The 13,684-nt window shown below is 43.4% G+C and carries 13 protein-coding genes; all 13 read left to right on the top strand.

Annotation, left to right across the window (positions count from 1 at the left end; all coding sequences use genetic code 11):
• Positions 1-3: 3 nt before the first annotated feature.
• The 13 genes from flhB to F9Y84_RS03340 all read left to right on the top strand — a co-directional run bounded on the left by flhB (position 4) and on the right by F9Y84_RS03340 (position 13,668).
• The gene (gene flhB / locus F9Y84_RS03400; RefSeq protein WP_128729876.1) at positions 4-1,134 is read left to right on the top strand and encodes a flagellar biosynthesis protein FlhB; all 1,131 of its coding nucleotides are present in this window, start codon (positions 4-6) and stop codon (positions 1,132-1,134) included.
• A 72-nt stretch (positions 1,135-1,206) separates the two neighbouring features.
• Positions 1,207-3,309 (top strand): flagellar biosynthesis protein FlhA, encoded by a 2,103-nt coding sequence (gene flhA, locus F9Y84_RS03395; protein WP_147390465.1) that lies wholly within the window; start codon positions 1,207-1,209, stop codon positions 3,307-3,309.
• 19 nt (positions 3,310-3,328) lie between these two features.
• Entirely contained in the window at positions 3,329-4,804 is a 1,476-nt protein-coding gene (flhF, locus tag F9Y84_RS03390) for a flagellar biosynthesis GTPase FlhF (RefSeq protein ID WP_125252003.1), read from the top strand.
• Positions 4,797-5,657: a MinD/ParA family protein gene (locus F9Y84_RS03385; protein ID WP_125252002.1), complete on the top strand. Its 861-nt coding sequence runs from the start codon at positions 4,797-4,799 to the stop codon at positions 5,655-5,657. Before flhF ends, F9Y84_RS03385 begins: the two co-directional genes overlap by 8 nt.
• A gap of 2 nt (positions 5,658-5,659) precedes the next feature.
• A complete protein-coding gene (locus F9Y84_RS03380; RefSeq protein ID WP_128729878.1) occupies positions 5,660-6,394 on the top strand; it encodes an RNA polymerase sigma factor FliA in 735 nt (244 codons plus the stop codon).
• Positions 6,395-6,436: 42 nt separating this feature from the next.
• Entirely contained in the window at positions 6,437-6,820 is a 384-nt protein-coding gene (cheY, locus tag F9Y84_RS03375) for a chemotaxis response regulator CheY (protein WP_125252000.1), read from the top strand.
• A 19-nt stretch (positions 6,821-6,839) separates the two neighbouring features.
• The gene (locus tag F9Y84_RS03370; RefSeq protein WP_128729879.1) at positions 6,840-7,613 is read left to right on the top strand and encodes a protein phosphatase CheZ; all 774 of its coding nucleotides are present in this window, start codon (positions 6,840-6,842) and stop codon (positions 7,611-7,613) included.
• Positions 7,614-7,626: 13 nt separating this feature from the next.
• Positions 7,627-9,834, top strand: coding sequence for a chemotaxis protein CheA (locus tag F9Y84_RS03365; protein WP_168756740.1), 2,208 nt, complete (start codon positions 7,627-7,629; stop codon positions 9,832-9,834).
• Positions 9,835-9,906: 72 nt separating this feature from the next.
• On the top strand, positions 9,907-11,052 hold the full coding sequence (locus F9Y84_RS03360) for a protein-glutamate methylesterase/protein-glutamine glutaminase (protein ID WP_125252078.1): 1,146 nt from the start codon (positions 9,907-9,909) through the stop codon (positions 11,050-11,052).
• Positions 11,053-11,173: 121 nt separating this feature from the next.
• Positions 11,174-11,944: a ParA family protein gene (locus F9Y84_RS03355; protein ID WP_125251997.1), complete on the top strand. Its 771-nt coding sequence runs from the start codon at positions 11,174-11,176 to the stop codon at positions 11,942-11,944.
• A gap of 8 nt (positions 11,945-11,952) precedes the next feature.
• Positions 11,953-12,714 (top strand): chemotaxis protein CheW, encoded by a 762-nt coding sequence (locus F9Y84_RS03350; RefSeq protein WP_125251996.1) that lies wholly within the window; start codon positions 11,953-11,955, stop codon positions 12,712-12,714.
• Positions 12,715-12,738: 24 nt separating this feature from the next.
• Positions 12,739-13,236 (top strand): chemotaxis protein CheW, encoded by a 498-nt coding sequence (locus F9Y84_RS03345; RefSeq protein ID WP_010369098.1) that lies wholly within the window; start codon positions 12,739-12,741, stop codon positions 13,234-13,236.
• Positions 13,237-13,668: a DUF2802 domain-containing protein gene (locus F9Y84_RS03340; RefSeq protein ID WP_147390790.1), complete on the top strand. Its 432-nt coding sequence runs from the start codon at positions 13,237-13,239 to the stop codon at positions 13,666-13,668.
• The last annotated feature ends 16 nt before the right edge of the window (positions 13,669-13,684 follow it).

The following is a 13,684-nucleotide window of genomic DNA, read 5'->3' as shown; positions in this document are numbered from 1 at the left end:
AAGATGGCAGAAGATTCAGGTCAAGAGCGCACCGAAGAGCCCACAGCAAAAAAAATTAGTGAGGCAAGAAAAAAAGGACAAGTGGCGCGCTCAAAAGAGCTCGGGACGACATTTGTATTGTTATTTTCTGCAATAGCATTGTTACTGTATGGACCAGGGATCGGCAAAGCGCTCTACAATGTAATGGGCAGAATGCTATCGTTAAATCGCAATGAAACGTACGATACAACAAAAATGTTTGCGGTTTGGGCAGATGTTGCCGATGAATTACTGTTTCCTATGGCTATGTTCGTTTTTATTATCGCTATTGCTGGAGTGGTTGGAAATACATTGCTTGGTGGGTTTAACTTTTCATGGGAGGCTGCGGCACCAAAAGCCAGTAAAATGTCACCAATGAAAGGCATTAAGCGCATGCTAGGGCCTCAAGCTGCAATAGAGTTGTTAAAATCAATACTAAAGTTTGTACTCGTTGCTGGCTTTGCTATCTTATTGATTAAAATATATTTTTATGAAATATTGCATTTAAGTATAGAGCAGATCCCCTCAAGTATTGAGCATGCGCTAGAGATTATCGCGTGGATGTTTTTAGCTCTGAGCTGCACTATGATAGTGATTTCCGCGATTGATGCCCCTTACCAAAGTTATAATCATCATAAACAACTAAAAATGACCTTACAAGAGGTGAAAGATGAATATAAAAACGCCGAAGGTGATCCGCAAATAAAAGCCCGGATCCGCCGTACTCAAAGAGAAATGTCGCAGCGGCGGATGATGCAGGATGTGCCAGATGCAGATGTTGTAGTAACAAACCCAACTCACTATTCTGTCGCGCTAAAATACGATACTGAGCGGGCTGGAGCGCCTATTGTTCTGGCAAAAGGGGTTGATGAATTGGCGATGCAGATAAGAAAGATTGCAATTGGCCGAGATGTACCCATCGTTGAATCTCCAGCGTTGACTCGTTCTCTTTATCATACAACAGAGATCGGAGATCAAATTCCAGAGCAATTATTTACAGCAGTTGCTCAAGTGCTAGCTTACGTTTTTCAACTTAACCGGTTTCAAAAGGGCAAAGGCAAACGGCCAACTGCCTTAAGCAAAAACCTACCAATACCTAATGAACTTAAGCACTAGTTAATCTTGATTTCAAGCTGGAATACATATTGCATTGATTTATCTGTGTCAAATTTTTGCATGTGTTAAGTTATGGAACTTAAAGCAGTTTTACAGCAACTCAATCGAGATAAAAAAGAATACGCTAAGGGGGTGGGGACACCTCTGTTGGTATTAGCTGCATTAGGTATGGTTATTTTACCTTTACCACCTTTTTTACTCGATATTTTATTTTCTTTTAACATAGCACTCGCGCTGGTGGTGCTCCTGGTGACGGTTTACACCATGAAGCCATTAGAGTTTGGTATGTTTCCAGCAGTACTATTGATAGCCACAATAATGCGCTTAGCATTAAATGTTGCAAGTACCCGAGTGGTACTTCTTGAAGGGCACAATGGTGGTGATGCCGCAGGTAAAGTAATTGAGGCATTTGGTAGTGTGGTTATTGGTGGCAACTATGCCGTTGGTCTGGTTGTATTCCTTATTCTCATCATCATTAATTTTGTCGTTATTACCAAAGGTGCAGGCCGTATTTCTGAAGTATCCGCACGTTTTACGCTTGATGCAATGCCTGGTAAACAAATGGCGATTGATGCTGACCTTAATGCAGGGTTTATTTCTGCCGACGAAGCAAGAACTCGCCGTGATGAAGTGACACGTGAAGCTGACTTTTATGGCTCGATGGATGGTGCCAGTAAGTTTGTTAAAGGTGATGCGATTGCTGGCATAGTGATCTTAGCAATTAATATTATTGGTGGTCTTTTTGTTGGCATGATCCAACATGACTTAAGCTTTGGTCGTGCGATGGAAGTGTATACTATGCTAACTATCGGGGACGGACTGGTCGCACAAATCCCTTCATTATTATTGTCTATTGGTACCGCGATAGTTGTTACTCGTCAAAATGAATCGCACAACATGGGCGATCAGTTTAAGAGTCAGCTTGGTAATGAAAAATCACTATCGATTGCTTCTGGTATTTTAATTACGATGGGTCTGGTTCCAGGCATGCCTCACGTTGCTTTTTTGGGTTTAGGGGCTTTGTTGGGTTACATCGCTTACTACACCAGCCAGCAGAAGAAAAAAGCCGAAATTGAAAAGGCAGAACAAGCGGCGAAAGGCTCTTCGGCAAAAGGTGGGCAGCAGCAAGAGCAAAAAGAGCTTGGCTGGGACGATGTTCAACCTGTCGATGTAATAGGTCTAGAAGTTGGTTACCGTCTCATCCCACTAGTCGATCAGGCACAAGGTGGTGAGTTATTAAGTAGGATTAAAGGAGTTCGTAAGAAGCTCTCACAAGAGTTAGGTTTTTTAGTACCACCAGTTCATATCCGCGATAACCTAGAATTAGACCCTAATGCTTATAATATTACCCTTATGGGGGTAGGCTCTGGAACTGGTGAGTTAAAGCATGGTGACGAATTGGCGATTAATCCAGGGCAAGTATTTGGCCCAATTAAGGGCATAGAAACCAAAGACCCAGCATTTGGATTGGATGCGGTATGGATTAAGCCGGATCAGAAGGACGAGGCGCATTCTCTTGGTTATACAGTTGTTGATGCAGCAACTGTAGTTGCCACTCATATCAGTCAGCTGCTTACAAATAATGCTTCATTGTTACTTGGCCATGAAGAAGTACAAAACCTTTTAGACATGCTAGCTAAAAGTCACCCCCGTTTAGTTGAAGGCCTTGTACCCGATATCTTGCCTTTGACTACGGTGGTTAAGGTATTACAAAATTTACTTAATGAAGGTGTTGCTATTCGCGATATGCGCTCAATTGTGCAAACACTTGTCGAGTATGGCCCTCGCAGTCAAGACCCTGATGTACTAACCGCTGCAGTGCGAATTTCCCTACGTAGACTAATCGTACAAGATGCTGTTGGAGGAGACGATGAAATCCCTGTCATAACATTGGCACCTGAGTTGGAACAGATGTTGCATCAGTCACTTCAGAACGCAGGTGATGAGGGGGCAGGCATAGAACCTGGCTTGGCAGAGAGGCTTCAAGAGTCATTAAAAGAAGCACATCATAACCAAGAAATGCTAGGTGAGCCGTCCATCTTATTAACCTCAGGTATGTTAAGAAGTGTATTGTCTAGGTTTGTTAAACACACTATCCCAGGTTTACGAGTGATGTCGTATCAAGAAGTGCCTGAAGAGAGACAAATCAAGATAGTAAGCTCGGTAGGACAATAGAGGATAAAGGGGCTGTAACATGAAAATTAAACGTTTCTTTGCAAAAGATATGCGTACGGCTTTAAATGAAGTTAAAGAAGAGCTTGGCGCAGATGCTGTCATCATGTCTAACAAAAAGCTGGCTGATGGTGTTGAAATTGTTGCTGCAATTGATAATGACCGCACAGCTGCACCGGTGCAACAACCTACAACTGGCCGAGCTAGTGCACCAAAAGAAACACAAACGCGTTTTGTGCGACCAGAGCCTCGTCAAGCACAACCAGCTAAGCAAGCTCAGGTAGCTGACAGCTTAGAGGCGCTTTTGGAGCGTCAAGCTCCACGTCCTCGCTCACCAGAGCTTGCCTCTATGTTCTCGCAGTCAGGCATTGACACAGAACAGATGCTAGGCAACCAACGCAAGATGCAACCAGAGGCGAAGCCTACTTACAGGTCAGCGCCACAAACTCATCGTCAATCTTTTGACTTTGAAGATGAAGCCACAGAGCAATCGAAGCCGTGGGGAGAATCTGATGACCTCGATAATGGCTTTGGTGATGATTTAACTGAGGTTCATAGCAAAAAAGATGAAATGAGTGCAATGCGCGAAGAGATGAACTCAATTCGCCAGCTGCTAGAGCATCAGGTATCTGGGCTAATGAAACAAGAAATGGCGCGTCGCGATCCGACACGAGCTTGCCTTGTAGACCGTCTGGAGGGGATGGGGATTGATAAAGAAGTTGCTGAACAAATGGCATGCTTCATTCCAGATGATGTATCAAGAAAAGAGGCGTGGAGCGCACTCTTAAATATGGTCATAAATCAGATGCACACCACCAACAATGATATTTTGCGTCAAGGTGGCGTTTTTGCAATGGTCGGCCCGACTGGTGTAGGTAAGACAACGACAGTGGCAAAACTTGCAGCATTGGGCGCGCAAAAATACGGTGCAGATAAAGTTGCACTAATTACAACGGATACCTACAGAATTGGCGCTTACGAGCAACTAGCAACCTATGGTAGAATCATCGGCTGTCCAGTTAAGCAAGTAAAAGATGCAAATGAACTTGCAGAAGTGCTTTATCATTTACGTAATAAGCGTCTAGTATTAATAGATACGGCAGGAATGAGCCAAAGAGATTTGCGCTTAACTGAACAGTTAAATACACTTATGCGTAGCGCAAGAGTTGATATTAGAAGTTATTTAGTGTTAAGTGCGACATCACAAATGAACGTGTTGCAAGAAACGGTAAGACACTTCCAAAAAGTAAATTTAAGTGGCTGTATTTTCACAAAACTTGATGAAAGTCTAAGTTTAGGTGAGATTATTAGCATAGCGATTCAAAATCGCTTGCCAATAGGGTATCTTACCAACGGTCAGCGAGTGCCAGAGGACATTCGTGTAGCAAATGCTCAAAAGCTAGTAAAAAAGGCTGAGCAACTGTATTTAAAAAGAATAAAAGCACAGCACTCTCGACGTGTACCTGTAGCGTCAGAGTCAGTAGGAATGTATGATTAACACAGTTTTAGATCAAGCAAGTGGCCTGCGTAGAATGAGTCAAAGTAGCAACCAGGGTGTAAAAGTCATAGCCGTGACCGGCGGAAAAGGGGGAGTGGGAAAAACCAATGTTTCGCTCAATACCGCTATTGCTATGGGTCAGCAAGGACAGCGTGTTCTTGTTTTAGATGCGGACTTAGGCTTGGCAAACTGTGATGTGATGCTAGGTCTAAGAGTCGAAAAGAATTTATCACATGTCTTATCAGGAGAGTGTGAACTAGATGAAATTCTAGTTGAAGGGCCTGCAGGTATAAAAATTGTACCAGCTACGTCAGGGTCTCAGAATATGGTTGAGCTCACTCCAGCAGAGCATGCTGGGTTAATAAGAGCTTTTAGTGAACTAAATACACAATTTGATGTGTTAATTGTTGACACTGCAGCCGGAATTTCGGATATGGTGTTGAGCTTTTCTCGTGCCGCTCAAGACGTACTCGTGGTAGTGTGTGATGAACCGACATCCATTACAGATGCCTACGCATTAATTAAAGTATTAAGTCGAGAACATGGAGTTTACCGCTTTAAAATAGTGGCCAATATGGTTCGTAGCATGCGTGAAGGTCAGGAACTTTTTGCTAAACTATCAAAAGTGACCGATCGTTTTCTTGACGTTGCTCTAGAGCTTGTCGCGACAGTACCGTTTGATGAAAATATGCGTAAGTCATCACGTCGACAAAGGGCTATCGTTGATTTATTTCCAAGCTCTCCTGCAGCTGTTGCTATTAAAGGCTTAGCTACGAGAGCGGCTAAGTGGCCAATTCCTCATCAGCCTTCTGGTCATTTAGAATTTTTTATTGAACAACTTGTAAACGGGTGATTATGGCTTCTCCGGTCAACAGAGCTGCGGGATATCAAACTTCTGACCATATTCATAAGGTGGTTGAAAGGCATGCTCCACTTGTCAAAAAAGTGGCGTGTCACCTAATCGCTCGACTTCCGGCAAGCGTGCAACTTGATGATTTGATCCAATCAGGAATGATAGGGTTAATTGAGGCAACAAAAAACTTTGACGCCAGTAAAGGTGCCAGTTTTGAAACTTTCGCGGGCATACGTATTCGAGGTGCGATGCTTGATGAAATTCGTCGTGGAGATTGGGCTCCCCGATCTGTCCACAAAAATAGTCGAATGGTTGCAGAGACTATATCTGAGCTCGAATCTCTCCTTGGTCGAGAACCAAAAGACACTGAAATCGCTGAAAAACTTGATATATCTCTAGATGAGTACCATCATATTTTACATGATGTAAATGCAAGCAAAGTAATAGGCATTGAGGATCTTGGGGTAGACGAAGATGTGATTACCCCTGCAAATAGCGATTTTGCGCTAGACAAACCGTTTAATAACGTTAAAAATGAACGTTTTAACGAGTCTTTAGTAAATGCGATAAAATCATTACCAGAAAGAGATGCCATGGTTTTGTCGCTTTATTATAACGATGAAATGAATTTAAAAGAGATTGGCGCCATTTTAGATGTCAGTGAATCTCGAGTAAGTCAAATTCACGGTCAGGCAATGATAAAGCTAAAAGCTAAAATCAATGACTGGATAAATTAGAGTACATAAAATAGTTGGGTTCGAACCTCACTGGAGGAAGTTTTGGATAAGAACATGAAGATTCTCGTGGTTGATGATTTCTCTACTATGAGAAGAATAATCAAAAACCTATTAAGAGATTTAGGCTTTACAAATGTTCAAGAAGCTGATGATGGTAGTACAGCACTTCCGATGCTACAAAATCAGGAGTTTGACTTTGTAGTAACTGATTGGAATATGCCAGGAATGCAAGGGATCGATTTATTGCGAGCAATACGAGCTGATGCAAAGTTGAAACATATTCCTGTGCTTATGGTAACCGCGGAAGCAAAAAAAGAGCAGATCGTTGCTGCAGCACAGGCTGGGGTTAATGGTTATATCGTGAAACCATTTACGGCAGGTACACTTAAAACCAAGCTTGAAAAAGTATTTGAGCGCTTAGGCTAACAGCAAGGGGAAATGGCCTATGTCTGTAAACGCTGCGCCTCAAATTACACTCGAGCAAGCTAAACAACTTGTAGAGCTATTAGAGCAAGGTGAACAAGAAAAAGCGGATCAGCTGATTTTAGAGGCTGCTAACAAAGAGCAATCCGAGTTATTTGCAGAGGTTGGCAAGCTTACTCGTCAGTTACATGAGTCATTGAAAAACTTTGAGCTGGATACTCGCCTTGCAGACCTCACAACGGAGGCCATTCCTGACGCTAAACAGCGCCTCAACTACGTCATGGAAATGACGGAGAGCGCTGCAAACAAAACGATGGACGCTGTCGAAGAAAGCTTACCGTTGGCACAAAACCTTGCCGACGAACTAGCACAAATAAAGCCAACTTGGGATCGTTTAATGAGTAGAGATATTCAGCTCGGAGAATTCAAATCTCTGTGTCACGACCTAGATAGCTTTATGCAGACTTCGAAAACACGTACGGACGAGTTACAAGGTTTGATGACAAACGTGCTCATGGCACAAGATTATCAAGACTTAACTGGTCAGGTCATCCGCCGTGTCATTGAATTAGTTCGAGAAGTAGAAGATAGTCTCATTCATCTCCTTACTGTGTTTGGTTCAGCAGACGAAACACAGGCCGGTACTAAATCGAATGAAAATGAAATAAAAACAACAGAGACTATCAGTGATGAATTGTCTGGGCCTGAAGGTCCAATTATTGACGCTGAATCACGAGACGACGTGGTTTCTGGTCAAGACGAAGTCGATGACTTGCTATCTAGTTTAGGCTTCTAGTTGGAGAGTGTGTATGAGCTTTGAAGTCGATGAAGATATCTTGCAGGACTTTCTTGTTGAAGCAGGCGAAATATTAGAGCTTTTATCTGAGCAGCTTGTTGAGCTAGAAAACAACCCTGAAGATAAAGAACTTCTTAATGCGATTTTCCGTGGCTTCCATACTGTTAAAGGTGGAGCTGGATTCTTGGGCATGACGGAGCTGGTAGACGCTTGTCATGGTGCGGAAAACGTATTCGATGTGTTACGACAGGGACAACGAAAAGTAACTTCCGAATTGATGGATGTTATCTTACAGTCTTTGGATACAATCAATGAGATGTTTGCTTGTATCCAAAATCGTGAAGAGCCTGAAGCTGCTGATCCTGCGTTGCTTGAAACACTTCACAAACTCAGTCAACCAGCATCTGAGGACGAGGTAGTTGAAGAAGTCGCTTCAGCACCTGTTGTAGAAACTGAACCAGTACCTGAAGTTAGTGCAGATGATATTTTATTTGACGTCGATACTGATGGCGACGCCAGTTCTAGTATTGATGAGATAACTGAAGAAGAATTCGAAAATTTACTTGATGAGTTACATGGTTCAGGAAATGGTCCCGCTCCGACCAGTACAGAAAGCCCGGAAAGTGCACCACCAAGCAGTGATGATGGCGACATTACTGATGACGAATTTGACAATCTATTAGATGAGTTACACGGTGTCGGCAAATTTGGCGGGGCACCAAACAGTGAAGACCCTGTTCCTAAAGAAGCTCAAGCACCAGCGCAAGTCAGTGAGCAAGCAAATGCCAACGGTGGAGACGATGAGGAAATCACAGATGATGAGTTTGAAGCCTTATTAGACGAGTTACATGGAAAAGGCAGTGCGCCAAAAGCAACTGAAGAAGCGGTAACGCAAGCTCCAACGCCACCACCCAAACAGCCTGAAGCGAAAGCAGCTTCAAAACCGGCGGCTAAGCCAGCGGCTAAACCAGCTCCTAAAGCCGAAGCAAAACCTGCGCCTCAAAAAGAAGCAGAGCCTGCAAAGGCCGCAGCTCCTGCAGCTAAAAAGCCAGCTGCACAAGCAGAAACAACAGTACGTGTCGACACAAAACGTCTTGATGAAATCATGAATATGGTCGGTGAGTTGGTATTGGTACGCAACCGTTTGGTCAGTCTGGCGAATAACACAAATAGTGAGAGTATGGGTAAAGCCATATCAAACCTTGATGTGGTGACAGCTGACTTGCAAGGCGCTGTAATGAAAACTCGAATGCAACCCATCAAGAAAGTGTTCGGTCGCTTTCCTCGGGTTGTAAGAGACCTTGCTCGAAGCTTAAAAAAGGAAATCAATCTTGTTTTACAAGGTGAAGAAACTGATTTAGATAAAAACTTAGTTGAAGCGCTTGCGGATCCGTTGGTTCACTTGGTACGAAATTCTGTTGACCACGGAATTGAGATGCCAGATGTTCGAGAAGCGTCTGGTAAGCCAAGAATGGGAACCGTGACACTTTCAGCTTCTCAAGAAGGGGATCATATTCTACTGACCATTCGTGACGATGGTGCAGGTATGGATCCTGAAAAGTTGAAGAAAATTGCTATTAATAAAGGCGTGATCGATTCAGACCAAGCAAGCAGATTGTCGGATACCGAAGCGTACAATCTAATATTTGCCCCTGGCTTTTCAACAAAAGAACAGATATCTGATATTTCAGGCCGCGGCGTCGGTATGGATGTCGTAAAGACTAAAATTACCCAACTTAATGGCTCTGTTAATATACAGTCAGAACTCGGAGTTGGCACTGTATTAGAGATCAAGGTTCCATTGACACTGGCCATTTTACCTACCTTAATGGTTGTGGTTGGAGAGCAGACCTTCGCACTACCGCTCGCGGGAGTGAGCGAAATCTTCCACCTTGATTTGACTAAGACCAATGTAGTTGATGGACAGCTCACTATCATTGTTCGTGAAAAAGCCATACCACTGTTTTATCTCGAACATTGGCTGGTGAAGGGCGCAGACCGAAGCATGAGAAAAGCAGAGGGTCATGTTGTAATAGCTCAGATAGGGACTAAACAAGTGGGTTTTGTTGTTGACTCCCTTATCGGTCAGGAAGAGGTGGTGATAAAGCCCCTTGATGCCTTATTGCAAGGTACACCAGGTATGGCTGGGGCAACTATCACTTCTGATGGTGGCATTGCTTTAATCCTAGATGTGCCTAACTTATTAAAACACTACGCTTAAGTTTTTAAGCGTAGTCAAATGCTAGAGCGGTTTGACTGCTCTGCTGTAGAGCAAAATAAAAGAGCGTTGCCAATGGCAGTTAAAGTATTAGTTGTTGATGACTCGAGCTTCTTTCGTCGCCGAGTCAGTGAAATCTTAGAAAAAGACAGTGAAATCAAAGTTATAGACTTTGCAGTTAATGGTAAAGAGGCGGTTGAAAAAGCCGCTTCGTTGCGTCCAGATGTGATTACAATGGACGTAGAAATGCCAGTACTCGATGGTATAAGCGCTGTAAAGCAAATAATGCAAGCGACGCCAACCCCGATACTGATGTTTTCGTCGTTAACGCGGGAAGGCGCCAGTGCAACGTTAGACGCGCTTGATGCGGGTGCTGTAGACTTTTTGCCTAAAAAATTTGAAGACATTGCTAGAAACAGCGAAGAGGCGATAAAGTCATTACAGAACAAAGTGAAAGAGATTGGCCGACGTCGAGTGAGCCGATTTACACGGCCAAGTATTTCGACTTCGAATCGAACAATAGAGCCAAAGCCAGTCCGAAACGAGACATTAAGACCAGCAGTGCCTCAGCCAGATAGAAGCTTTCAAAGATCGGCAACCACTTCTTCACCGGCTGCCTCTGCCGCAAGAGCATCTGGGAAAAAATATAGTTTAGTAGCGATTGGCACTTCAACGGGGGGGCCTGTTGCGCTGCAAACAATTCTAACGCAAATACCTGCAAACTTCCCTCATCCGATCCTGCTTATCCAACACATGCCAGCCGCATTTACCCCTGCATTTGCAGCCAGGCTACATAGCCTGTGTAAGATTAAAGTGAAAGAAGCAGAGCATGGAGATAGACTCATGCCTGGAGTCGCCTATCTTGCTCCTGGTGGAAAGCAAATGATGGTTGAAAGTCGAGGTGGCAGTAAAACGTTAAAGGTTTTTGAAGATGATAGTCCGAGAATAACCTACAAACCTAGCGTTGATATCACCTTCGCAAGTGTCGCTAAAGCATATGGTGGTGACGCATTAGCTGTTGTGTTAACTGGTATGGGAGCTGATGGTAGAGATGGCGCTAGGATGTTAAAGCAGGTAGGAGCTACAATCTGGGCACAAGATGAAGCTACCTGTGTAGTGTATGGCATGCCGCAAGCGGTTGCGAGTGCGGGCCTAGCATCAGATAGTATTGCGTTACAAGACTTTGCGTCGAGAATTAACAAGGAAGCGGGTAATCAATAAGCCCACTGGCAAAGTTACGTTGCCGAAGCTTGCAATTATCGAACTTTTAAAACAAAAAATAACATTGAGTTTGTATAATAAAGGCCGCATTATGCGGCCGTTATGAGCGAAGGAATATTGAGTGAAAATTTGGACGGTAGCAAATCAAAAAGGTGGCGTGGGCAAAACCACAACAACGGTAAGCCTGGGCGGTATTTTAGCTGAACAAGGCCATCGTGTTTTATTGATTGATACCGACCCTCATGCTTCACTGACTTATTACTTTGGTATAGATTCTGAAGAGTTAGAAGTTAGCGTTTACGATATTTTCATACGTGGAAATAGCATGACGGGGGAAGAGATATTGCAAGCACTTTGCCCGTCAACCATTGAAAATCTTGATATCCTTCCTGCGACTATGGCTATTGCCACGTTAGACAGGAGTATGGGCAACAAGACTGGCATGGGTCTGATCTTGAAAAAGTCTATTGAGAAAATTGCGGATCAGTATGATTATGCGATTCTGGATTGTCCACCGGTACTTGGTGTATTGATGGTTAATGCGCTTGCTGCAAGTGAGAGAATATTGGTCCCAGTACAGACAGAATTTCTTGCCTTGAAGGGGCTCGATAGAATGATGCGAACTATGGAGCTGATGCAATCTTCACAACAAAAACAATATCAGTATACGATAATACCCACGATGTATGATAAGCGTACAAAGGCATCTTTAGAGGCATATAAAACATTGTTGGCGACTTACAAAGATGCGGTTTGGCCGGGCGTGGTTCCGGTTGATACAAAATTTAGAGATGCCAGCCTTGCACAACAAGTTCCAGTGCAGTTTTGTCCAAAGTCTCGGGGCGTATTTGCCTATCGTGCTTTGTTGGATTATTTAAAGCAGCTAAGCTAGAGAAGAGAATGAGTAAGCACTTATTTGCAAATGAAAAGGTAATGAAACAGTACCTTAGTGCGTTACTACAGGAAGAGCCTGAAGTACAAGATTGCGCTTTATCACCTGTTGCGAAGCTATTGGAACAAGTAAAAGACCCTGATGTGGAGCAAGAAATAGTTCCCGCAGCCGCCGACATTAAGCCAACAACGATTGAATCGATGACTGAAGTACAAGAGCAAGAGGTGAGTAAATTTGCTCAAGATCTTGAAGTCACTGAAAATACATCTATTATCAAAGAACAGGCAACGATAGAAGCGACGTCAGCGCGTGACGCTTACCAAGAAGGTGAGTTTCAAGCATTATTTTTTGAAGTTGCAGGTCTAACGCTCGCGGTTCCGCTGAAGTCTCTTGGCGGTATACACCAGTTAGGTGAGGTCAATCAATTGTTTGGCAAACCTAAATGGTTTAGAGGGGTGATGTTAAACCGCGAAGAAAAACTAAATGTTGTAGATACTGCGATGTGGGTGATGCCTGAAAAATTGACACCTGAGCTTCAAGATAGCCTGAATTATCAATATCTAATCATGCTTGGAGATAGTAGTTGGGGGCTATTGGCAGAAAAGCTCGTCAATAACTTGACACTCAAGCCTGAAGACATAAAGTGGCGTACCAGCGACAGCAAGAGACCTTGGCTAGCTGGGGTGATAAAAGAAAAAATGTGTGCGCTAATAGATGTAGAGAATTTAAACCGTTTGCTAGAACAAGGCCTCGATAGTCGAGAGCAGTAACTAGTATATTGATGGAGTGAGACCATGAGCCAAGATAGACTACTTTCTGCAGACAAAAATGCTGATAGTAATGATGAAGTATTGCAGTGGGTTACTTATAAGCTTGAAGAGGAAACTTACGGTATTAACGTAATGCAAGTACAGGAAGTGCTGCGCTATACAGAAATTGCACCTGTTCCAGGCGCACCAAGCTATGTGCTTGGTATTATCAATTTGCGTGGTAATGTCGTTACCGTAATAGACACGCGAGCAAGGTTTGGCCTTCAGAGCGCGGAAGTTACAGACAATTCACGGATCGTAATTATCGAAGCTGAAAAGCAAGTGATCGGTATTTTAGTCGACAGTGTTGCTGAAGTTGTGTACTTGCGTAGCTCGGAGATTGATAGTGCTCCAAATATAGGTACAGAGGAGAGTGCTAAGTTCATCCAAGGTGTCTCGAACCGAGAAGGCGAGTTACTGATTTTGGTTGATCTTAATAAATTATTAAGTGATGACGAATGGGATGAGCTGAGTCATATTTAGATGTTGGAAGTAGTAAACGCTCAAATCGTTTTACTCGTCATATCAATAACCTCAAGCGCACTCGCGATAGTGTGCTTGAGGTTTGTTTTTGTGTTGGGTAAAAAATTACAAAAAGAAAGATCGAATATTATGCAAGCTTCAAGTGCATTGCAGGGAGCTGAGCAGCAAATTGCGATATTGCGCAGTGAAGTTGCAGAGCTTCGCGCTAGCATAATGAGTGTTGGTAAACGAGTAGTGACAACAGAGCAGGAGCTCCATGAACTTGCAAATCAGCAAGCAGCACAAAAATATGACGATCCAGACGCAAAAATTTACTCTCGAGCGGTAAAAATGGTTGAGCTGGGGGCTGATATTGAAGAAGTCATGCGAGAGTGTGAGTTGCCTCGTGCTGAGGCCGAGCTATTAATGTCTTTACATAACAAATCAAAATAATGTTGGTTGCAAGCTA

Source organism: Pseudoalteromonas peptidolytica, assembly GCF_012641745.1.
Lineage (GTDB): Bacteria > Pseudomonadota > Gammaproteobacteria > Enterobacterales > Alteromonadaceae > Pseudoalteromonas > Pseudoalteromonas peptidolytica.
This window is presented reverse-complemented; position numbering and strand designations above follow the sequence as displayed.

Coding starts and splice junctions, on each gene's coding strand:
- flhB (WP_128729876.1), top strand. CDS start 4: ATGGCAGAAGATTCAGGTCAAGAGCGCACCGAAGAGCCCACAGCAAAA.
- flhA (WP_147390465.1), top strand. CDS start 1,207: ATGGAACTTAAAGCAGTTTTACAGCAACTCAATCGAGATAAAAAAGAA.
- flhF (WP_125252003.1), top strand. CDS start 3,329: ATGAAAATTAAACGTTTCTTTGCAAAAGATATGCGTACGGCTTTAAAT.
- F9Y84_RS03385 (WP_125252002.1), top strand. CDS start 4,797: ATGATTAACACAGTTTTAGATCAAGCAAGTGGCCTGCGTAGAATGAGT.
- F9Y84_RS03380 (WP_128729878.1), top strand. CDS start 5,660: ATGGCTTCTCCGGTCAACAGAGCTGCGGGATATCAAACTTCTGACCAT.
- F9Y84_RS03370 (WP_128729879.1), top strand. CDS start 6,840: ATGTCTGTAAACGCTGCGCCTCAAATTACACTCGAGCAAGCTAAACAA.
- F9Y84_RS03365 (WP_168756740.1), top strand. CDS start 7,627: ATGAGCTTTGAAGTCGATGAAGATATCTTGCAGGACTTTCTTGTTGAA.
- F9Y84_RS03360 (WP_125252078.1), top strand. CDS start 9,907: ATGGCAGTTAAAGTATTAGTTGTTGATGACTCGAGCTTCTTTCGTCGC.
- F9Y84_RS03350 (WP_125251996.1), top strand. CDS start 11,953: ATGAGTAAGCACTTATTTGCAAATGAAAAGGTAATGAAACAGTACCTT.
- F9Y84_RS03345 (WP_010369098.1), top strand. CDS start 12,739: ATGAGCCAAGATAGACTACTTTCTGCAGACAAAAATGCTGATAGTAAT.
- F9Y84_RS03340 (WP_147390790.1), top strand. CDS start 13,237: ATGTTGGAAGTAGTAAACGCTCAAATCGTTTTACTCGTCATATCAATA.